This window comes from Paractinoplanes polyasparticus (assembly GCF_019710575.1).
GTDB lineage: Bacteria > Actinomycetota > Actinomycetes > Mycobacteriales > Micromonosporaceae > Actinoplanes > Actinoplanes polyasparticus.
Genome location: NZ_JAHWFK010000031.1, coordinates 64,508 through 83,305, shown reverse-complemented (window position 1 = coordinate 83,305; position 18,798 = coordinate 64,508). Strand labels below are relative to the sequence as shown.

Here is an 18,798-nt window from a genome sequence, read left to right as displayed (position 1 = left end):
GTCAGTTGCCCTTCGCGGTGCGGCCGAGCCGGATCGCGGCGATCAGGAAGAAGATCGCGCCCGGAATCGCGTAGCCGATCGCGTTGGTCATAGCCGGGTCGGCCGCCGACGCCGCCGCGAAGAAGGAGCCACCCGCCAGCACCGACAGACCACCGCTGATGATCATCGGCCATTGCCCGCCCAGTCGCCGACGGGTCACACCCACGAACAACTGCACCAGGCCGGCCACGACCGCCCACGCGCCCCACACCCGCAGAGCCGCCGGAACACCTGAGGACCCGGCAATGGCCAGACCCACCGCGGCCAGCAGGCTCACCACCACGTTGACGTACAGCAGGCGCGGCGAGCCGGCGCCCCGTGACGTCCGCGCGTCGATGATCGCCGCCGCCACGTCCACCAGCGGATACAGCACCAGCAACGCCACCGTCAGCGGGCTGAGCTCATCCGCGACCGCGAACGTCACACCGGCCCACACCAACGCGAACGCCGCACGAGCGAAGTACAGCCGCCGCAATGCCGCCGCCGCCGTCGCCGGCGACGTGCCGGACGAAACATCAACCGCCATGATCCTGACCTCTCAAGTCGATGAGCGAACGTCCGTCGAGGCGTCGAGAGCGGCCTGCGAGAACGAACGTTCTGTCGAAACAAACCATGACAAGAATCGGCGCTGTTGTCAAGACGGAACGTTCTACCTTCTCACTCACAGCGGTCCGCGAAGCCAAGCCGCCGGGCCGCGCCGCTCAGTCATAGAGAGGACGGCTGCCTGCAGCAGGTACTCGGCCGTCTCGGGCTGACCAAATGTCCGGCGTACCAGGTAGCGGCGCAGCGCATCGGCGTTCGCGGAGTACAGGGTGTGCATCCGCTCCGCCGGCGTCTGGTCCGGGCCGGCGGCGTCGCAGCGGCGGGTCCGCGAACCCCGAGCTCTCCCGATCACATCCGCTCGACGTCCGGGGGCGCGGCGTCGTTCATCGCCGGGCTCAACTGCCGCGGGTGGCGCCGTCCGGCCGGGCGACGTCCACGACTTCGTGCAACCGCAGCCGGCGGTTGACGGCGCCGGCGACGCGAACGACGGCGACCCGGGGCAACAACCGGCCGATCCAGGTCATGGCCCGGTTCACCGCACGGCCCGGGTAGGACACGTCGCGTCCCCGGGCGAAGTCGTCGAGGGTGCCGGCGGCGACGGTCGCGGGAGTGTCGGCGGCGCTCGGGTCGATGGTGGCCGAGGTGCCGTCGAAGAAGCCGGTCGCGACCGCGCCGGGATGCGCGGCCATCACCCGGACTCCGGTGCCGCGCAGTTCCTCGGCCAGCGCCTCGGTGAAGGACAGCACGAAAGCCTTGGTCGCGGCGTAGGTGGCCTGATAAGGCATCGGCTGGAACGCCGCCGTGGAGGAGACGTTGATGATTCCCCCGGATCCGCGCTCGGCCATCTGGTTCCCGAGCCCATGAGTCAGCGCGAGCAGACCGCGGACATTGAGGTCGACGGAAAGCAACTGCGGCTCGAGCGGACGGCTGAGGACCGGGCCCACGGGACCCATCGCGGCGTTGTTGAGCAGCAGGTCGACGGTCAGCCCGCGCTCGCGCAGCTGCCGCAGGACCTGGCCGGGCCCGTCGGGATCGGCGAGGTCGGCCGCGATGACCTCGGCGTCCGGCCCGTTGCGCTGCTCGCGGATCCGCTCGGCCACCCGGTGCAGGTCGCTCTCCGAGCGGGCCAGCAGGATCACCCGCGCGCCCCGGCGAGCCAGCTCCAGCGCGTAGGCCCGTCCGATTCCCTTCGACGCGCCGGTGACCAGCGCCGTGGCGCCTCGATAAGCATCTTTCACGGCAACTCCAATAGTTCGAGACTCGAAGCTTTATGACGGCAGCATACTTCGAGGCTCGAAGCATCTCTAGAATGGGGGTATGAGTGGGTCCGAGCTGACGGCGGCGGTCGTGGCGTCCTACGAGATCTGGATGCGCACGGTCGACCTGGCCGGCCCGGCCCTGGCCCGGCACCGCCTGACCGAGGCGACGTTCCAGGCGCTGTGGGTGATCGACCCGGACGAGCCGCCGCCCCCGATGAAGGTGGTGGCCGAGCGCCTGCACTGCAACGCGCCCAACCTGAGCTTCATGGCCGACCAGCTCGTCGACCGCGGCATGGTCGAGCGGGCCGTGGATCCCTCGGACCGCCGCTCCCGCGTTCTCGTCCTGACCGCCAAGGGCCGCCAGGTGCGCGACGAGGTGATCCGGGCGACGCTGGAACAGAGTCCGCTCAACCGGCTGACCGACACCGAACTGCGACAGGTCGCCACCCTCCTCAACCGCGCCTTGCAGTCCCCGGCCTCCTAGAGATTGCACGGGTACGCCGGCTGCGCGGGGACGCCGGCCGGGGCACTCCTTCGCGGCCGGGCTGTGCCGGAATTTCATGTCGAAACCCCCGTCCCCTCACGTGGACGGCGTATCGGCGTCGGCTCGGGCGGGTTGGCTGGCCGGGTTCACCTCGACTGTCACAGGAGCCAACCCACGTGCCTGCCTCACGCCGTACCTTTCTCGCCGGCGGCGCCGCGGCCGGCGTCGGCCTCGCCGTTGCCGGCGCCGTCCCGTCGCTAGCCCAGGCCCACCCTGGACGCCCGTCCGGGCCCGCGGGCCGCGGCCGCACGCCCTTCCCGCCGCTCGTCGACGACCCGAAGGGCATCCTCGCCCTGCCCGAAGGCTTCAGCTACGCGATCGTCACCCGCACCGGTGTGACCAAGCTCGACCGCGGCCAGGGGCTGACCCCGGCCGACCACGACGGCATGGCTGCCTACGACGCCGGTCGCGGCCGCTACGTCCTGATCCAGAACCACGAGATCGACCCGGGCGCCGAGTTCGGCGTGCCGCACGTCAAGGGCACCGTCTACGACCCGGGAGCGGTCGACGCGGGCGGCTGCACGGTCATCACCACCGACCGCGCCGGGCGCAACCTGGGCGAATTCGTGGCCATCTCCGGAACCGTGTCCAACTGCGCCGGCGGCCCGACCCCGTGGGGAACGTGGCTGACGTGCGAGGAGACCGAGGACCGGGCCGGGGACAAGTGGACCGAGGGCGACCGCAGCGGCACCTTCCAGAAGGACCACGGCTACGTCTTCGAGGTCTGGGCCGACGGCGCCACGGACCCGCGGCCGATCAAGTGCCTGGGCCGCTACGCCCATGAGGCCCTGGCCATCGACAAGGACCGCACGCACATCTACCTGTCCGAGGACGCCGACGGGCCCAACGGACTGTTCTACCGCTGGACCGCGCCGCGCGGCGTCAAGGCCGGCCCGGGCGTGTTGACCAGGCTCGCCCAGGACGCCGGCGTCCTGGCCGCGATGCAGATCATCATGGACGACGGCTCGGTGCTGCCCGACGTCGCCTACCTGACCTCGGCCCAGCTGGGACGGCCCTTCCCCGTACGGTGGATCGAGGTGCCGGAGCGGGACGCCCGCACGAAGCCCGTGCGGGAACAGTTCACCGACGGCCAGGTCACCCGCGGCCGCAAGTTCGAGGGTGTGTGGGCCACCGACGAGGGCGTGTACGTCGTCAACTCGTACGCGTGGGAGGACGGCGACCTGCCGGCCGACGCGGCGCCGCACGACGGCATGGTCTGGTTCTACGACTTCCGCGCCCAGACCATCCAGCTGGTCACGTACTTCCCGCACCAGACCACGGCCGAAGAGGGCGCGCCGGCGAAGTACACCGACCTGACCTTCGACGGTCCGGACAACGTCACGGTGACGCCGTGGGGCAGCCTCGTGCTGGCCGAGGACGGCGCCGGCGCGTCGCACGTGCTCAGCTCGTTCCCGGGCGGCCCGACGTACGCGATCGCTCGCAACCAGCTCAACGACTCGGAGTTCTGCGGTCCGACGTTCACCGGCGACGGCAAGGTGCTCTTCGTCAACATGCAGGACCCGGGCCTGACCCTGGCCATCACCGGGCCGTGGGAGAAGTACCTGGGCTGACCGGCCGCTCCCGGCAAACTTCGTCGGGCGCCGCGCTGATCACCTCAGGCGCGGCGCCCGACGTCCCGGCGCTGCGTCGTCTCCCTGATCGGCGCCGACGCGGCCTCCGGCGGTCAGGTGCTCGCGACGTCGGCGTATATTAAACGGGGAGCTCCCCGTTCCGCCCGAACCAGCGATTGCGATGATCATGACCTCTCGACCGGCCGAGCTGCGGGCCGACGCGCGCCGCAACCGTGAGCTCCTGATCGCCACCGCCGCCGAGGTCTTCGCCTCCGGCAAGCAACCGGCCTCCCTCGACTCGATCGCCAAACGTGCCGGCGTCGGCAACGCCACCCTCTACCGTCACTTCCCGACGCGGGAGGACCTGGTCGAGGAGGTCTATCGCGACCAGATACGGCCCTTGCGTGAGGAAGCCCGAACTCTTCAGGCAACCGAGCCAGCGGCGCAGGCCCTGCTGACCTGGATGGGACGATTCGCCGAGTGGGCCGCCGAGCGCCGCGGCATCTGCGAGGCCCTGGTCGCGATGAGCGCCACGGGACGCTTCGGCACGGGCCCGGTCTGCGACGAGGTTCAGCAGATCCTGGGTGAATTGCTGGCGGCGGGAGCGCGGGCCGGGGAGCTCCGCGGCGACGTCGACCCGATCGACGTGGGACGCATGCTCACCGGGATGCTCTCCGTCGCCGGCGCGCCCGAACATCGTCCGGAGCTCGACCGCATGCTCGCGATCCTCATCGACGGGCTTCGCCCCCGCGGGTAGCGACAGCTTGCCGAGAAAGTAAAACCTTTCTACCGTGTCCGGGTGGTCACCGACGCCTCCCCCGCCCGTCGTCGCCGGCACGGCGAGCAGCTCGAGGCGGCACTGCTCACCGCCGCCTGGGCCGAGCTGGTGGAGGTGGGATACGCCCGGCTCACCATGGGATCGGTCGCCGCACGGGCCGGTACGAGCGAACCCGTGCTCTACCGCCGGTGGACCAACAAGGACCAACTCGTGTTCGCCGCGATGGAGCACCACCGCGAGGCCAACCCGGTCCCCGATCCCGACACCGGCGCCCTGCGCACCGACCTCCTCGCCCACCTGACGGCAGTGAGCGAGACCCTCGCCTGCTTCTACGCCATCGCCGTGGCCGCTGCCCTTTCGGGCCTGCTGTCCGACACCGGCCTGACCCCGGCGCAGGTCCGCGAGAAGGTCATGGACGCCCAGCGCCACCCGCCGGTCCGGGCCGTCTACCAGCGCGCCCACGACCGTGGCGAGATCGACCTCGGGCGCATTCCCGCCGCGGTGCTCGCCCTGCCGTTCGATCTGGTGCGGCACGACATGCTCATGGACCTGGGGCCGGTGCCGCCCGCGCGCATCGAGTCGATCGTCGACGACCTGTTCCTGCCGCTCGCGCTGAGCCGCAGGCCATAGACGACCGCCCTCGGCGCGGCGGGAAGGGGCAAGAGTCACATGGCGTACGGAGTGGTGCTGCGACCCGGCGTGCAGACGTCACGATCGCTCATCGAGTTGTCCCACGTGATCGGCGACGGTCACGAGCCGCTCATGCTGCTGGGCGAGAAAGCGCCACCGCACGTATCGGTGCTGCACGTCGACTGCCCCCAGGATCAGGCGGCGAACATCGTCGCGGCGGCCGGTCGCCACCGCGGCCGCGTCTTCGCGGCAAGAATCATCGGCCTGCTGTACTCGGTGGTCCCACCCGGCGACTACTACGTTCCGACCGGCGGCTACTACTTCGGCCTGGAGGTCGTCCGAAGCCCCGAGCTGGATTCCCTCCACCAGGAGTTCCTGCGCCTCGGGCACCCGCCGTTGGGTCAGGTGAACCAGGACTACCGACCCCACATCACCCTGGGCGTCACCGCCCGGCCGCCGTCGGAACCCCCGTTCACGAGAATCCCCGCGGGCGTCCTCGAGCTGACGATGTCCACCGGCCGGGTGGGACCGTTCGGGACCTTCCCCGATCTCTCGGAGTAACCGCCATCAGCGTCCGGATGACTGGCGGCTGGTCGCGTGGAGGGCGCCGAGCAGGGTGAGGGCCTCGGCGCTGGCGCTTCCGGGCTCGGGTTGATAGACGACGAGAAGCTGGCCATGGGCTCCCCACACGTCGAAGGCCTGGGAGGTCAGCCAGAGGCGTCCCACATCGGGGTGCTCGAGTTCCGTGGCGTCCCGGGTCTTGCCGTGCACGGTCTGAGACGACCAGAGCGCGGCGAAGGCTCCGCTCTCGTGGTTGAGCGAACGCACCACCTCGAGCAGGCGAGGATCGTTCGGGTCGAGACCTTGGGCGTGGCGCAGACCGGCCACGATCGACTCGGCGACTCTGTCCCAGCGAGGGAAGAACCGCCGGGCCGCCGAGTCGAGGAACGTCATGCGGGCGAGGTTGTCCACCCGCGCGAACGGGGCGAACAGCGCCTCGGTCAGGTCGTTGACCGCTATGAAGTCCTTCGCGGGTTTGAGCACCAAGTCGGGGAGCCGCTCGACCGATTTCCCCGTTCGACCACCTGGATACCGGCCGACTAGCTAGACGGAACGTTCTATCGCTATCATCACCAGATGGAACTCAGCGACAATGAGCGCCCCTCCCCGGCCCGATCCCGGCTGCTCAGCACGGCGAAGAAGGCCTTTTACCAGGACGGCATCCGATCTGTGGGGATCGACCGCATCGTTGCCGAGGCTCAGGTGACCCGGGCCACCCTGTATCGGCACTTCGCGGGCAAGGACGACCTCGTTCTCGCCTACCTGGACGAGGTGCACCAGGCGATGCGCGGTCAGGTGCACGACGCCGCGGCGAAGGAGCTTCCGGCCGACACCATTCGGACTCTCGGCCGATCGATTGCCCACAGCATTCAATCGCCCGGCTTCCGGGGATGCGCTTTCCTCAACGCCGTCGCCGAGTATCCGGACCCCGGGCACCCGGTGCACCAGGCCGTGCTCGCCCACCGCCAGTGGTTCCTGAACACCATCACACACCTGCTGGCACGAAGCCGCGAAGCTCCCGCCGAGACCGCCGCGCGGCATTTCGTCATGCTCCGCGACGGCGCCATGGCAGCCGGCTGCCTGTTCGACCCCAGCCTGGTCAGCGACACCTTCCTCCGCGGCGTGGAAGGACTCCTGCAGGCGCGGGCAACCGTCGCCCCGGAGGCGTGATCCGGACGTGTCCGGCGTCCAGACAGGACGGACGCCGTGATCCGCGTTCTGCTAGCCGAGGATGGCCGCCCGCGTGTCGATCAGCCCGGTCCGTCGAGGCGTTCCAGCCAGCGATCGAGCAGCGCCGTCTCGACCGGCTCCAGCCGGTCGGTTCCGGTCAGGCGAAGCTGGGCCCGCAACTGCCGGGCCGCCGCCGGCACCGGGGCCGGCTCGGCCGGCGTGCCGACGTGGTGCAGAACGGCGGCGAAGACCGCGTCCCGGGCGCGGTCGGCCAGGGTCGGGTCGTCGTAGAGCGCGGGCTGGGCGATGCGGCTGAGCGCGACACCGACGTTGGCCGGCAGGATGAGCTGGGCCGCGAGCCGCGGCGTCGTGCGCAGTGCGCCGGCGGCAGCGCAGCGCTCGAGCGTGGCCTCGAGCAGTTCCATGATGCGGCGCTGAGCAGTGGCGGCCGAGTGCGGCCGGGGCGCGAACATCAGTTGGTACAGCGCGGGGTTCTCCGCGGCGAAGGCCATGTGGTCGTCCCAGCCGGCGTGCAGGTCGGCCACCGGGTCGCCGGAGGCCTCGAGACCCTGCTTGCGCCGGGCGTACCGGTCGAAACCGGCGTCGGCGACCGCGTCGAGCAGGCCTCGCTTGTCGCCGAAGAGCCGGTAGAGAACGGGCTGCGTCACGCCGACTTCGTCGCACACCGCACGAGTCGCGATGTCCCCGTCGGGCGACGCCGTCAGCTGGCGATCGGCGGCCTCGACGAGCGCGGCCCGCACCGCGGCGTCGACGCCGCCTCCGGCCGCCGGGCGGCGACGGCGGGGAGCCGCCTCGTCCACCGTGGTGTCGCTCATAGCGTCCATGAATCAATGCTACGCCATAGCGCTAGCGATGATTCAGATCGCCTGCTACGGTCGTCGTATCGGCGATATCGTTTCATCGTATCGCCACTAGGTAATGAGGTGGAACCCATGCCGCATCAACGTGTCGCCGTGGTGACCGGCGCATCCCGGGGAATCGGCCGCGCCACCGCCGTCACCCTCGCCCAAGCCGGACAGGCCGTCGTGGTCGGCTATGCCGGCTCGGCCGACTCCGCGCACGAGGTCGTCGAGCAGATCATCGCCGCGGGCGGTCGAGCCGTCGCCGCGCAAGCCGACGTGGCCGACGAACACCAGGTCGCCTCGATGTTCGACGTCGCGGCCGACTCCTTCGGGGGCGTCGACGTCGTGATCAACTGCGCGGGCCGGCTGTCGCTCTCGCCGATCGCCGAGCTTGATCTCGACGACCTCGACGCGCTGCATCGCACCAATATCCGCGGCACATTCGTGGTCGCACGTGAAGCCGCCCGGCGCATGCGCGACGGCGGGGCGATCGTCACCGTGTCGACGTCGGTCGTCGGCCTCCAGTTTCCCGGCTACGGCGCTTACGTGGCCGGGAAGGGCGCCGTCGAGGCGATGACCCTGATCCTGGCCCGGGAACTGCGCGGACGCGACATCACGGTGAACTCGGTCGCGCCCGGGCCGACCGCGACCGACCTCTTCCTGGACGGCAAGGACGAGGCGACCATCGAGCGCCTGGCCAAACAGCCCCCGCTGGAACGGCTGGGCACCCCGGCCGACATCGCCCAGGTGATCGCGTTTCTCGCCGGACCGGCCGGCCGCTGGGTCAACGGGCAGGTCGTACGGGCCAACGGAGGCATCATCTGATGCCCGCCCTCAGCACCACCCGCCAGGTCGTCCTGGTCACCGGCGCCTCCAGCGGCTTCGGCCGGCTCACCGCGATCACGCTGGCCCGGGCCGGGCACACGGTCGTCGGCGGTATGCGTGCCGTCGACCGGCGCAACGCCACCGCCGCCGGGGAGCTCACCCGGCTCGCCCGGGCCGAGGACATGCGGCTGTCCGCCGTGGAACTGGACGTGCAGTCGCAGAAGTCGGCAGACGCGGCGATCGCCGAAGTCCTTCGCCGCCACACCCGCCTCGACGTCGTCGTGCACAACGCCGGGCACATGGTGGAAGGTCCCGCCGAGGCGTTCACCCCGGAACAGCTGGCGGCCCTCTACGACGTCAACGTCGTCGGCACCCAGCGGGTCAACCGAGCCGCCCTGCCTGTGCTGCGCGAGCAGGGCGCCGGCCTGCTGGTGTGGGTCGGCAGCTCCTCCACCCGCGGCGGTCACCCACCGTTCCTGGCGCCGTACTTCGCCGCCAAGGCCGGCATGGACGCCCTCGCCGAGAGCTACGCGGCCGAGCTGATCCGCTTCGGCATCGGCACCACCATCGTGGTGCCGGGCGCCTTCACCTCCGGGACCAACCACTTCGCCCACGCCGGCCGGCCCGACGACACCGCCCGGGCGGCCGCCTACGACGAACACTACGGCCGGCTGCGCGCAGACCTCGGACGGCGGCTGGCCGCGCTCATTCCGCCCGACGCCGACGTGCAGTCGGTCGCCGACGAGATCAGCCGCGTCGTCGCCCTGCCCGCGCACGAACGTCCGTTCCGCACCCACGTGGACCCGAGCCGGGACGGCAGCGAGGTGGTCTCCGCCGTCGCCGACCGGGTCCGGGCCGAGTTCTACCACCGCGTCGGCCTCGCCGACCTCCTGGCCCCGAAGGCCGCGCTGTAACCCGCAAGTCCCGCACGAAAACCAAGGAAGAGGAACCACCATGCCGTTCGCCAACCTGAAAGTGCCCGCGGACACGCTGACCCCGGAGTCGAAGAAGAAGCTCATCGACGCCGTCACCGACGCCTACGCCGACATCTACGGGGAGCGCGCCCGCGCCACCACGCTAGTGCTGGTCGACGAGGTGGCCGAGGGCGGCTGGGGTCTGGGCGGCACCGTCCTGACCGCGGAGATGCTGGGCCGTAGCTGATCCCACCGGCTCCGCGGGCCGGCCACGTCGGCCGACCCGCGGAGCACCGGGACCGGCGGGCATGAGCTCGCTCACTATGCGGCTTCTCGATCTTGACACTCACACGCGTGGTTGTGATGGTTGGCGAGTAGATAGAACGTTCGCTCTACCTAGACCGGCCGTGGACCGATGAACGAACCCACCGAACCACGGTCACCTCTCGAAAGGATCGAACATCATGCGTCTCCGTCTCACCCGCCGCGCCGCAATCGTCGGCGCCACCACCCTGGCTCTGCTCGGTGCGGCCGCCGTGCCCGCCCTGGCCACGACCAGCGGCAAGGCCAAGCCGGCCAAGCCGACCATCGTGCTGATCCACGGCGCCTGGGCCGACTCCACCAGCTGGAGCCCGGTCATGGAGCGACTGCGCCGCGACGGCTACCCGGTGAAAGCCATCGCCAACCCGCTGCAGGGCCTGACCAGCGACACCGCGTACGCCAAGAGCTACCTCGCCACCATCGCCGGGCCCAAGGTCCTGGTCGGGCACTCGTACGGCGGGGCCGTCATCACCAACGCCGCCGCCTCGGTCCCGGACGTGAAGTCACTGGTCTACATCGCCGGTTTCATCCCGGCCAAGGGCGAGACCATCGGCGAACTCGCCGCCCGGTCCACCCCGCCGCTGCCGCTGGTCACGACCCAGGTTCCCGACGGCGCCGAGGTCATCATCGACCCGGCCCAGTTCCGCACAGCCTTCGCCGGCGACCTGGACAAGACCACGGCCACCAACCTCGCGACCGCTCAGCGCCCGGCCAACACCAAGGCCGTCACCGACCCGAGCGCCGTCGAGAGCTTCCGCACGATCCCCTCGTACGCCCTGCTGACCCGCCAGGACAAGGCCATCAACCCCGACCTCCAGCGGTTCATGGACACCCGCGCCGGCGCCCGCGTCACCGAGGTCGACGCCTCCCACGCCGTCATGCTCAGCCGCCCCGACGCCGTCACCAAAATCATCGAGCAAGCCGCACGGTGACCCCACCGTCGTCCGCTCGCCGACGCGGCGGCGAGCGGACGGCAGCACGGTTTTCACCGGCCGACGCCGGGCCCCTCGTTCCGGCCGATCAGGTCGGCACGTTCTCCGGCCCGCCCGGACCCGCCGCCATGCTGATGTTCAGCCTCGCCGTGCTGGCCCCGGTGGTCGGGGCGACACTGGGCGCGCTCGACGTGATCGACGCGATGTTCGCCTCGGACCGCAAGCCGTTCATGACCGAGTAGGCCCGGATGGCCGACTCACCGGGCGCGCGGCACTGGCTCGCCGACGCGACCGCCCGCACCGGCCGGGCGGAACGGACCATGCTGGCGGTGGCCGCGGAGGCCGACGCCCGCGCCGAGATGAGCGCCACGGACCTCAGCCGCCTGCGTCTGAACCTGTTCGAGTCGGCGCGCGACTGCCGCGCGGCGCTCGAGCTGATGCTCGACCTGCACGGAGCGAGCGGCTTCAGCGTGGACAATCCGTTGCAGCGGCTGTGGCGCGACGTGGCGGTGGGCAGCCGTCACCCGCTTCTCAACGGCTACCTCGCCACCGAGAACGTACGGCTACGCGCTCACCGGCGGGCGGCGCATCGAGTGAGCCGGACCGGCGACGGTTCGGTCACCTCAGTAGTGGCGGATGCCGTCGGTCAGGATCCGCACCCACGATGCGGTCGCCTGCGCGGGTGACGGGTTGACCAGATCGAGCGCCGTCACGAGGTGACACAGCTGCCCGCGAGCGAAGAATTCCTGTACGGCCGGCTCAGCGGCGCGGGACCGGTCACGCACCAACTCGACGAGGCGCTGCTGTCCCCGGAGCATCTCCGCGCGGACGGCCGGGTCGTCGGCGGCCGCGAGGGCCTGCACCTGCAACATCAGAAGCTCTCGTTCGGCGATCAGCTTGGCGTAGGACACCGCCATCGCGTCGAGCACCGCCCGCGAGCGGCGCGACGGCGCGGCGTCCGCACCCGCCGTCAACGCCTCGTGGATACGGTCGTGACAGCGAGCCAGGGCCGCGACGAACAGCTTGTTCTTGTCGCCGAACAAGCGGAACACGTAGCCCTCGGAGATTCCCGCGGCCGACGCGACCGATCCCACGGATGTGGCGTGATATCCGGCTCGGGAGAAGACCCGGACGGCCGCGGAGAGCACGGCTTCGCGCCGTTCCTCCGCGGTCGACCGGACCCGTGCCGGGCGGCGCACCGATTTCGCTGGCATGGCTGCATTCGACCATGCCCGGTCAGCGGGCACCCAATCAGGCAACGCGGCGGCGGCGAACCCTACCGGCCCAGGCGGCGTGGTTCCGGCTCCTCCAGGATCCAGCCCATCTGCCGGCCCACCTCGAGCAGTTCGTCGACCGTGGGCTGCCGGGTCTGGTGGGTCGGCATGCTCGGCACGGTTGCCGGTTCCCCGGTGTCCTCGAAGAACTTCTCGAAGCCGCCCGGGGTGATGACGCAGTGCCCCTGCCCAGTCCGGGACGTGACGTAGATCGAATGCTTGGTGTTCGCCGGAATCCAGACGGTGCTGCCCGCCCGCGCCTCGTGCACGGTGTCGTTGACGAAGATCTCCCACCGGCCCTCGGTGATGAAGAACAGCTCGCTCTCGCCGGCGTGGCGATGCACGGGCGCCTGCCAGCCCTGCGGGACGTCGCACCGGAAGAACGACAGCACGCCCCCGGTGTCGGCGGCCTTGGCCTTGAACGTGATCAGCGCCTGCTCGAACCACGTGTGCGTGCCGTCGTCGGGGCCGAGCATGTAGCCCTTCGGGTTGGCGCCCGGGATCGGAGTTCCGCCGTGCGGGGCAACGTATCCGAAGCTCATCCGTCCTCCTCTACGGTGATTATGTAAGTGAGTACACACTTACAAATGCGCCCCCGCAAGCCCGGCGACAGAAGTCGGCGCTATCCCTCACAGGTAGCTGACACCAGTCAGCTTCTCCGCCGCGGTCCAGAGCCGCGCGCCGACGGCCGGGTCGGCGGCCTCACGGCTCAGGCGCGCCTCGGTGACCCGGCCCCGCGTCTCAGCCAGCCCGGCCGGTCCGAAGAACTGGCCGCCCCGCACCCCGGGGTCGGTGGCCGCGCGCAGCTGCGGGAGGGTGCCCTGTTCCACCGGCTGCGTGGCGAGCAGCCCGATCGTCGCGAGCACGCGCCCGAGCCGGCCTCGGTGCTCCCAGGCCCGGGGCGTCAGGTTGGTCCGGGTGAGTCCCGGGTGAGCCAGCACGCTGCGGATCGGGGACCCGGCGGCGCGCAGCCGGCGGTCCAGCTCCAGGCCGAACACCGTGGTGGCGAGCTTGGAGCGGCCGTACGCCGGGGAGGCGCTGTAGCCGTGCTCGGACATCAGGTCGTCGAAGTCGAGGTGGGCCCGCTTGTGGGTGATCGAGCTCAGGTTGACCACCCGGGGCTCGCGCCCGGCGGCCAGGTTGCCGAGCAGCAGCCCGGTCAGCGCGAAGTGGCCGAGCATGTTGGTCCCGATGTGCAACTCGAAGCCGTCGGCGGTGGTGCGGCGCGGGCCGAGCAGGACCACGCCGGCGTTGTTGATCAGCAGGTCGACAGCGGGATGGGCGGCCGACAGCCCGGCCGCGAAGGCCCGTACGGACTCGAGCGAAGCCAGGTCGAGCTCGCGCACCTCGACGTCACCGCCGATCCGGCGGGCGGCCGAGGCCCCGGCGGCAGTGTCGCGCACCGCCAGCACCACATGGGCGCCGCGGCGCGCCAACTCGGTCGCGGTGACCAGGCCGAGGCCCGAGTTCGCGCCGGTCACGACGGCGACCCGCCCGTGCTGATCGGGCATGCGGTCGGCGGTCCATCCGGTCATCGGATTCTCCTTCGGGTAGACCAGCGACGCTACGAGCGGTCCGGACCGGCTCCGTCGTACTCGGTTGCCTAGGTCTGCGAGACCTACCCTCGGTGGTCCGGGCTGGGGCACACTGGCGGCATGACCCATCCGCACGCTCGTGAGCTCGGCAGCTTCCTGCGCGCCCGGCGCAACCGGCTGAGCCCGCACGACGTGGGCCTCGAGCCGGGCGGCCGGCGCAAGGTCACCGGCCTGCGACGGGAGGAGCTGGCCCTGCTGGCCGGGCTCAGCACCGACTATTACCAGCGCATGGAACAGGGCCGTGAGGTCCGCCCGTCCGACGACGTGCTCGACGCGCTGGCCGGCGCGCTCGCCCTGGACGACGAGGAACGCCGGCACCTGTTCGCCCTGGCTCGCGCCGCTCGCCGGCCGGCGCGGGCCGAGGTCCACCGCGGCCCCGAGCTGGTGCCCGAGAGCACGCGGCGGTTGCTGCGGGTGATGGACACCCCGGCGGTCGTCCTCGGCCGCCACCTCGACCTGCTCGACTGGAACCCGATGGCGGAGGCGCTGCTCGGCGACCCCGGCGACTATCCGCCCGACCGGCTCAACATGCTGCTGCTGATGTTCGACGACACGCGCACCGCCGAGCGCAGCTGTCCGGACTGGGAACGGCAGGCCCTCGAATACATCGGCATGATGCGCACCGCGGTCGCCACCGATCCCACCCATCCGCGCGCCACCGCGATCGTCGGCGAGCTCAGCATCCGCAGCGCCGAGTTCCGCCGGCTGTGGGCGCGCCACGACGTCCGCGAGTCGGTCAGCGGCACCAAGACCTTCCGGGCGGCCGAGGTCGGCGACATCGACCTGCATTGGGACACCTATCCGCTGCCGGGCAGCCCCGGGCCCGTCATGCTGGTCTTCACCGCCGAGCCCGGCAGCGCCGACGCGGACCGCCTGCGGCTGCTGGGGACGCTCCACGCGAGCCGCCGGCAGCGGTAGCCGCCCGGCTCACGGGACGCGCCGATGACGAGCGCGGCTCGTCGGTCAGCGACGGGCCTCGATCTTCAGGGCGCCGCGGGTCTGGACGCGGATGTGGTCGCTGGCGAGCATGGCGTGCGGGAAGCCCAGGTCGATGGCGCTGATCTCGTCCAACCGGGCCAGATGCGACGGGCTCAGATCGACTTCCAGGGCACCCAGGTTCTCCTGCAGTTGCCCGGTGGTCCGGGCCCCGATGATCGGCGCTGTCACCGCCGGGTTCCGCAGGGTCCAGGCGAGCCCGACCTGAGCCGGCGTGCGGCCCAGCTCATCGGCGATCTCCTTGACCACGGCCACGATGGCGAGATTCCGCTCGGTCACTCCCCCGAGGGCCACGTTGAAACTCTTGCGGACGCTTCCGCTGCCGTCGCTCTGCGGGGTCGTCACATCCTCCCGGCTGTACTTGCCGGTGAGCACTCCGCCCGCCAGCGGCGACCACAAGACGGTGCCCAGACCCAGCTCCTGCGCCATCGGGATGAGGTCACGCTCGCCGGTGCGCTCCACCAGGTTGTACTCCAGTTGCAGGGCCACCAGCGGCGACCAGCCCCGCAGGTCGGCGATCGCCTGCATGCGGGAGATCTGCCAGGCCGGGGTGTTGGAGATGGCCACGTACAGGACCTTGCCCTGCCGGACGAGGTCGTCCAGACCGCGGAGGATCTCCTCGACACCGGTGGTCGGGTCCCACACGTGCAGGTAGAGCAGGTCGATGTAGTCGGTGTTCAGCCGGCGCAGACTGGTCTCCACCGCACCGAACAGGCTCTTGCGGCTCGCGCCGCCGGAGTTGGGGTCGTCCGGCCGGCGCAACGTCGTGTACTTCGTGGCCAGGACCAGGCTGTCGCGCCGGTCACGGGCGAACTCACCGAGCATGCGCTCCGACGTGCCGTTGGTGTAGGTGACCGCCGTGTCGATGAAGTTCCCGCCGCGCTCGACGTAGAGGTTGAACAACTTCCGCGCTTCGTCCTGCTCCGCGCCCCAACCCCATTCGTTGCCGAAGGTGGCCGCCCCCAGCGCGAGCGGCGAGACCCGCAGGCCGGAGCGCCCCAGTTGGCGGTAGGTGTCGAGGGTGAGTGACATCGTGTTCTCCTGTGGTTGTTGTCGCATGACGTTCGAGAGTTGGGGGCGGCCGGCGTTTCAGGCGCCGAGCCCGTAGCCGCCGGCCACGACCACGTCCTGCCCGGTGACGTAGCCGGCGGCGTCCGAGGCGAGGAAGGCGACGACTTCCGCGACCTCCTGGCTGGAGCCGAAGCGCTCGAACGGGATGTTCGCGCGCATGGCGTTCCGTCCGGCCTCGGGTACGCCGAGCTTGTCGAACAGCGGGGTCTCGACAGCTCCGGGGCTCACAGCGTTGACCCGGATCCGGCGCGGGGCCAGTTCGAGCGCGAGTGAGGGCAGCATCGCGAGCAACGCCCCGCGCGTGGCCGCTCCCAGCGTGGCGCCCGGGCTGCCTCGCCGGACGCCGATCCCCACGGTCATGACCACCGCGCCGCCGTCAGCGATCAGCGGCAGCACCTTCTGAAGGGTGAAGTACTGGCCCTTGAAGTTGATGTCGACCTGCTCGTCGAACGCTTCCTCCGTCACGTCGGCGACCGGCGCCGGACGGAAGACGCCCGCGTTGAGGAACAGCAGATCCAGTGAGCCGAACCGTTCGGACACCGTCCGCAGGAGGGAATCGGTGTCGGCCGGCCGGCGTGCATCGGCCCGGGCCACAAGGACGTCGCCGGGGAGCTCGGCCTTGGCCTTCGCGATCGAGTCAGGGTTCTGGCCGGTGACGACGACCTGGTATCCGCGAGCGTGCAACAGCTCGGCGGTAGCTCGGCCGATCCCGGATGTACCCCCGGTGATGAGTGCTGTGGGCACGGCGGCTCCTTTGTCGATCGGATGGCGCGAGGCGTCACGCCCGAAGCGGGGACATCCCCGCTTGAGCCACCGTACACCAAACGGGGAAGTCCCCGTTTCCCTGTGATCGACCTCTCGAGGGCTCCATCGACGGGCGCCGACGGGCGTGGAGCTATGCGAAGAAGGGGCGCGTGTGATGTCGGCTCAACCGACGTTCACCCGATGGCGTGCCAGCCGGACGCGCCGTCGGGGTCAGCCGGGCATGACTCGTATCCCGGTCAGCAGGCGTCGGCTGGAGACTTCAAAAGCTGACGTACGCCGTCTATATTCAGATCTTCTTTATATGGAGGTGCGAACCTTATGCGGGAACCTACGTTCTGGATCCTCACTGCCCTGGCCACGGAACCCCGCCACGGCTACGCGTTGATCCAGGAGGCCGACCGCCTGTCCGACGGCCGGGTCAAGCTCCAGGCCGGCACCCTCTATGCCGCGCTCGACCGGCTGGTCGACGAGGGCCTGGTCCAGCCGGACCGCGAGGAGATCGTCCGCGGGCGCGCCCGGCGGTACTACCGCCTCACCGACGACGGCGCGACCGCCCTGGACGCCGAGGTGGCACGACTGCAGGCCGGCGTGAACACGGCGAACGCCCAGCTGTCCGCTCGGCGGTTCGGGCTGGGTCAGGCCACCGCGGGTCTGGTGATCGCGTGACGACAACCGAGTCGGCGGGGCCGAGTCGCCTGGAACGGCAGCTTCGATGGCTGCTGATGGCCTACCCGCCCGGCCCCAGGCGGGAGGAGCTGCTGGAAACGATCATCGAGGGTGAGCAGGAGGGCGGGCGACTTCGTCCGTCGGCGCGACAGGCGCTGAACCTGCTGCGCCATGGCATGCGGGCCCGTCTCGGGCATCCCCGGAGTCGCGCCGTCGTGGTGCTCGCGACGCTGGTGACATTGCTGGCCGGAGTCTTCGGCGCAGCAGCCGCAGCACCACTGGGCTGGGCAGTGGCGCCTTCGCTGCCCGAGGGCGCCGCGTCGGACGAGCTCAAGCGGGAAGTCCTTCCCGGCCTGACCGTCTGGGGCGGCGGTGACGCGGCCCGGTGGGTGCGGACCGGCGACGGGGAGGGCTGGCAGTACGGCTTCGCGGAGTACTGGGCGCAGCACACCGACGAGCCGCAGGATGTGGCCGCCTACACCGAGCAGGTTCGCGACCGGCTCGTGGCGCAGGGCTGGAGGATCCGCGGCGACGTCGAACTGGCCCGGCCCCTGCCGGACGAGGAGCCGCCCACCTCGGCGTCCGCGTCGTTCTGGGCGACCCGGGACGGTCTGGTCCTGCGCTTCGAGGACAGTGCGGCCTTGCGCGACTCCGGACGCTACGCCGGATTCACCGTTTCGCACTCGGCGCCGGTGGTGCTGTGGGTGATCGCGCTGATCGGCGGGCTGGCCGGCGCGCTCATCGGCTGGCTGGTGACGGGATGGGTCGCGCGCAGGGTCCAGGGGCGCCGGCTGCTACGAGCAAGCGCCGTCCTGTCCACAGTGGCCGGCTTGGTGATTCTGCTGCCGCTGTTGGCATTCGTGATGCTCTACTCGATTCCCGACGACGCCCCTCGGCTCATCGATGAGAAGTTCTTCCTCGGCCTGCGAGGGGTGCTGATCGGGCTGTGGCAGCCTGCTCTGTTGTTCGCGTGTGTGATGCTGCTCCTGGCAGCGACGCCGAGTCGGAGCGAGCGGTCGCGGCCGGCCCGCATCGTGGCGTTCGGCGCAGCCGTACTGGCCCTGGTCTCGGTGGGATTCGCCGGCCGGGCGCCGCGGCTCGTCGAGAGCGCACGTTCCGCCGCAGCCGCCGATCGGACCTGTGTGCTCGCCACACCGGTCTGGGACGCGACGAACGGCGGCCCGCTCAGCTACCACGCCCGGATCTTCGTCCTTCCGAGGACGACGGCGGAACAACGCAATCTCGTCGACGCGGCAATCGCCCGCAATCCCGGGATGCGAGGCTTCAACTTCTCCTTCGACCCGACGTCCGTGGCCTACCGGGACGCCTATTGCGACGGTGCGCCGCTCCCGCCCGGAGCCGGGAAGGACCTGCCGTACTTCTGGGATGTGGAACTGAGCAGCCCGGGAGTGCTGCCGGGCCTCGCCGCCGAGGTCGGCAGCCTGCCCGGCGTGGTCGCGGTGAAGTCCGCGTAGCACGCC

Annotated in this window: 22 protein-coding genes and 1 pseudogene; 14 read left to right on the top strand and 9 right to left on the bottom strand. The window is 70.7% G+C overall.

Features of this window, described 5'->3' with window-relative positions; translation table 11 throughout:
* Position 1: 1 nt before the first annotated feature.
* Complete coding sequence (locus KXC43_RS27390; RefSeq protein WP_221379032.1) at positions 2-565, bottom strand: hypothetical protein; 564 nt, start codon at positions 563-565, stop codon at positions 2-4.
* A 412-nt stretch (positions 566-977) separates the two neighbouring features.
* Entirely contained in the window at positions 978-1,820 is an 843-nt protein-coding gene (locus KXC43_RS27385) for an SDR family NAD(P)-dependent oxidoreductase (RefSeq protein ID WP_221379031.1), read from the bottom strand.
* Between the two features lie 79 nt (positions 1,821-1,899).
* Here KXC43_RS27385 and KXC43_RS27380 point away from each other — a divergent pair, with 79 nt between their 5' ends.
* From KXC43_RS27380 to KXC43_RS27360, 5 genes are all read left to right on the top strand, one after another.
* On the top strand, positions 1,900-2,325 hold the full coding sequence (locus KXC43_RS27380; RefSeq protein ID WP_221379030.1) for a MarR family winged helix-turn-helix transcriptional regulator: 426 nt from the start codon (positions 1,900-1,902) through the stop codon (positions 2,323-2,325).
* Between the two features lie 176 nt (positions 2,326-2,501).
* Positions 2,502-3,956: an alkaline phosphatase PhoX gene (locus tag KXC43_RS27375; protein WP_221379029.1), complete on the top strand. Its 1,455-nt coding sequence runs from the start codon at positions 2,502-2,504 to the stop codon at positions 3,954-3,956.
* A 187-nt stretch (positions 3,957-4,143) separates the two neighbouring features.
* Positions 4,144-4,713: a TetR/AcrR family transcriptional regulator gene (locus KXC43_RS27370; RefSeq protein WP_221379028.1), complete on the top strand. Its 570-nt coding sequence runs from the start codon at positions 4,144-4,146 to the stop codon at positions 4,711-4,713.
* A gap of 42 nt (positions 4,714-4,755) precedes the next feature.
* Complete coding sequence (locus KXC43_RS27365) at positions 4,756-5,364, top strand: TetR/AcrR family transcriptional regulator (protein ID WP_221379027.1); 609 nt, start codon at positions 4,756-4,758, stop codon at positions 5,362-5,364.
* 39 nt (positions 5,365-5,403) lie between these two features.
* On the top strand, positions 5,404-5,925 hold the full coding sequence (locus KXC43_RS27360; protein ID WP_221379026.1) for a 2'-5' RNA ligase family protein: 522 nt from the start codon (positions 5,404-5,406) through the stop codon (positions 5,923-5,925).
* 6 nt (positions 5,926-5,931) lie between these two features.
* Here KXC43_RS27360 and KXC43_RS27355 read toward each other — a convergent pair.
* A pseudogene (locus KXC43_RS27355) lies at positions 5,932-6,420 on the bottom strand (MmyB family transcriptional regulator); the annotation flags it as partial.
* Positions 6,421-6,501: 81 nt separating this feature from the next.
* On the opposite strand from KXC43_RS27355, the gene KXC43_RS27350 reads away from it, so the two are divergent.
* On the top strand, positions 6,502-7,095 hold the full coding sequence (locus tag KXC43_RS27350) for a TetR/AcrR family transcriptional regulator (RefSeq protein WP_221379024.1): 594 nt from the start codon (positions 6,502-6,504) through the stop codon (positions 7,093-7,095).
* An 80-nt stretch (positions 7,096-7,175) separates the two neighbouring features.
* On the opposite strand, the gene KXC43_RS27345 is transcribed toward KXC43_RS27350, so the two are convergent.
* Entirely contained in the window at positions 7,176-7,940 is a 765-nt protein-coding gene (locus KXC43_RS27345) for a TetR/AcrR family transcriptional regulator (protein WP_255644915.1), read from the bottom strand.
* Positions 7,941-8,048: 108 nt separating this feature from the next.
* On the opposite strand from KXC43_RS27345, the gene KXC43_RS27340 reads away from it, so the two are divergent.
* The 5 genes from KXC43_RS27340 (at position 8,049) to KXC43_RS27320 (ending at position 11,636) form a co-directional block, all read left to right on the top strand.
* Positions 8,049-8,783: an SDR family oxidoreductase gene (locus KXC43_RS27340; RefSeq protein ID WP_221379023.1), complete on the top strand. Its 735-nt coding sequence runs from the start codon at positions 8,049-8,051 to the stop codon at positions 8,781-8,783.
* Positions 8,783-9,697, top strand: a complete 915-nt coding sequence (locus tag KXC43_RS27335) for an SDR family oxidoreductase (protein WP_221379022.1) — start codon at positions 8,783-8,785, stop codon at positions 9,695-9,697. The genes KXC43_RS27340 and KXC43_RS27335 overlap by 1 nt, the downstream gene beginning before the upstream one ends.
* Before the next feature lie 40 nt (positions 9,698-9,737).
* Entirely contained in the window at positions 9,738-9,944 is a 207-nt protein-coding gene (locus KXC43_RS27330; RefSeq protein ID WP_221379021.1) for a 4-oxalocrotonate tautomerase family protein, read from the top strand.
* Positions 9,945-10,161: 217 nt separating this feature from the next.
* Positions 10,162-10,950 (top strand): alpha/beta fold hydrolase, encoded by a 789-nt coding sequence (locus KXC43_RS27325; RefSeq protein ID WP_221379020.1) that lies wholly within the window; start codon positions 10,162-10,164, stop codon positions 10,948-10,950.
* Positions 10,951-11,198: 248 nt separating this feature from the next.
* The gene (locus KXC43_RS27320; RefSeq protein ID WP_221379019.1) at positions 11,199-11,636 is read left to right on the top strand and encodes an acyl-CoA dehydrogenase family protein; all 438 of its coding nucleotides are present in this window, start codon (positions 11,199-11,201) and stop codon (positions 11,634-11,636) included.
* On the opposite strand, the gene KXC43_RS27315 is transcribed toward KXC43_RS27320, so the two are convergent.
* The 3 genes from KXC43_RS27315 to KXC43_RS27305 all read right to left on the bottom strand — a co-directional run bounded on the left by KXC43_RS27315 (position 11,574) and on the right by KXC43_RS27305 (position 13,759).
* A complete protein-coding gene (locus KXC43_RS27315; RefSeq protein ID WP_221379018.1) occupies positions 11,574-12,164 on the bottom strand; it encodes a TetR/AcrR family transcriptional regulator in 591 nt (196 codons plus the stop codon). The two genes, KXC43_RS27320 and KXC43_RS27315, sit on opposite strands and share 63 nt — an antisense overlap.
* A gap of 62 nt (positions 12,165-12,226) precedes the next feature.
* Complete coding sequence (locus tag KXC43_RS27310; RefSeq protein ID WP_221379017.1) at positions 12,227-12,766, bottom strand: cupin domain-containing protein; 540 nt, start codon at positions 12,764-12,766, stop codon at positions 12,227-12,229.
* Between the two features lie 87 nt (positions 12,767-12,853).
* Positions 12,854-13,759 carry an oxidoreductase gene (locus KXC43_RS27305; protein WP_221379016.1) on the bottom strand — a complete coding sequence of 302 codons (906 nt, stop codon included), beginning with the start codon at positions 13,757-13,759 and terminating at the stop codon, positions 12,854-12,856.
* A 120-nt stretch (positions 13,760-13,879) separates the two neighbouring features.
* Here KXC43_RS27305 and KXC43_RS27300 point away from each other — a divergent pair, with 120 nt between their 5' ends.
* Positions 13,880-14,737, top strand: coding sequence for a helix-turn-helix transcriptional regulator (locus KXC43_RS27300; protein ID WP_221379015.1), 858 nt, complete (start codon positions 13,880-13,882; stop codon positions 14,735-14,737).
* A gap of 45 nt (positions 14,738-14,782) precedes the next feature.
* Here the strand turns inward: KXC43_RS27300 and KXC43_RS27295 are convergent, their stop codons facing one another.
* Positions 14,783-15,847 carry an aldo/keto reductase gene (locus KXC43_RS27295; protein WP_221379014.1) on the bottom strand — a complete coding sequence of 355 codons (1,065 nt, stop codon included), beginning with the start codon at positions 15,845-15,847 and terminating at the stop codon, positions 14,783-14,785.
* Positions 15,848-15,904: 57 nt separating this feature from the next.
* Positions 15,905-16,630 (bottom strand): SDR family oxidoreductase, encoded by a 726-nt coding sequence (locus KXC43_RS27290; RefSeq protein ID WP_221379013.1) that lies wholly within the window; start codon positions 16,628-16,630, stop codon positions 15,905-15,907.
* 339 nt (positions 16,631-16,969) lie between these two features.
* Between KXC43_RS27290 and KXC43_RS27285 the strand changes: the two genes are divergently transcribed.
* Both KXC43_RS27285 and KXC43_RS27280 read left to right on the top strand, forming a co-directional pair.
* Complete coding sequence (locus tag KXC43_RS27285; protein ID WP_221379012.1) at positions 16,970-17,317, top strand: PadR family transcriptional regulator; 348 nt, start codon at positions 16,970-16,972, stop codon at positions 17,315-17,317.
* Positions 17,314-18,792 (top strand): ABC transporter permease, encoded by a 1,479-nt coding sequence (locus KXC43_RS27280; RefSeq protein WP_221379011.1) that lies wholly within the window; start codon positions 17,314-17,316, stop codon positions 18,790-18,792. Before KXC43_RS27285 ends, KXC43_RS27280 begins: the two co-directional genes overlap by 4 nt.
* Positions 18,793-18,798 lie beyond the last annotated feature (6 nt).

Coding starts and splice junctions, on each gene's coding strand:
- KXC43_RS27390 (WP_221379032.1), bottom strand. CDS start 565: ATGGCGGTTGATGTTTCGTCCGGCACGTCGCCGGCGACGGCGGCGGCG.
- KXC43_RS27380 (WP_221379030.1), top strand. CDS start 1,900: ATGAGTGGGTCCGAGCTGACGGCGGCGGTCGTGGCGTCCTACGAGATC.
- KXC43_RS27370 (WP_221379028.1), top strand. CDS start 4,144: ATGACCTCTCGACCGGCCGAGCTGCGGGCCGACGCGCGCCGCAACCGT.
- KXC43_RS27360 (WP_221379026.1), top strand. CDS start 5,404: ATGGCGTACGGAGTGGTGCTGCGACCCGGCGTGCAGACGTCACGATCG.
- KXC43_RS27350 (WP_221379024.1), top strand. CDS start 6,502: ATGGAACTCAGCGACAATGAGCGCCCCTCCCCGGCCCGATCCCGGCTG.
- KXC43_RS27345 (WP_255644915.1), bottom strand. CDS start 7,940: ATGGACGCTATGAGCGACACCACGGTGGACGAGGCGGCTCCCCGCCGT.
- KXC43_RS27340 (WP_221379023.1), top strand. CDS start 8,049: ATGCCGCATCAACGTGTCGCCGTGGTGACCGGCGCATCCCGGGGAATC.
- KXC43_RS27335 (WP_221379022.1), top strand. CDS start 8,783: ATGCCCGCCCTCAGCACCACCCGCCAGGTCGTCCTGGTCACCGGCGCC.
- KXC43_RS27330 (WP_221379021.1), top strand. CDS start 9,738: ATGCCGTTCGCCAACCTGAAAGTGCCCGCGGACACGCTGACCCCGGAG.
- KXC43_RS27325 (WP_221379020.1), top strand. CDS start 10,162: ATGCGTCTCCGTCTCACCCGCCGCGCCGCAATCGTCGGCGCCACCACC.
- KXC43_RS27320 (WP_221379019.1), top strand. CDS start 11,199: ATGGCCGACTCACCGGGCGCGCGGCACTGGCTCGCCGACGCGACCGCC.
- KXC43_RS27315 (WP_221379018.1), bottom strand. CDS start 12,164: ATGCCAGCGAAATCGGTGCGCCGCCCGGCACGGGTCCGGTCGACCGCG.
- KXC43_RS27310 (WP_221379017.1), bottom strand. CDS start 12,766: ATGAGCTTCGGATACGTTGCCCCGCACGGCGGAACTCCGATCCCGGGC.
- KXC43_RS27305 (WP_221379016.1), bottom strand. CDS start 13,759: ATGACCGGATGGACCGCCGACCGCATGCCCGATCAGCACGGGCGGGTC.
- KXC43_RS27300 (WP_221379015.1), top strand. CDS start 13,880: ATGACCCATCCGCACGCTCGTGAGCTCGGCAGCTTCCTGCGCGCCCGG.
- KXC43_RS27295 (WP_221379014.1), bottom strand. CDS start 15,847: ATGTCACTCACCCTCGACACCTACCGCCAACTGGGGCGCTCCGGCCTG.
- KXC43_RS27285 (WP_221379012.1), top strand. CDS start 16,970: ATGCGGGAACCTACGTTCTGGATCCTCACTGCCCTGGCCACGGAACCC.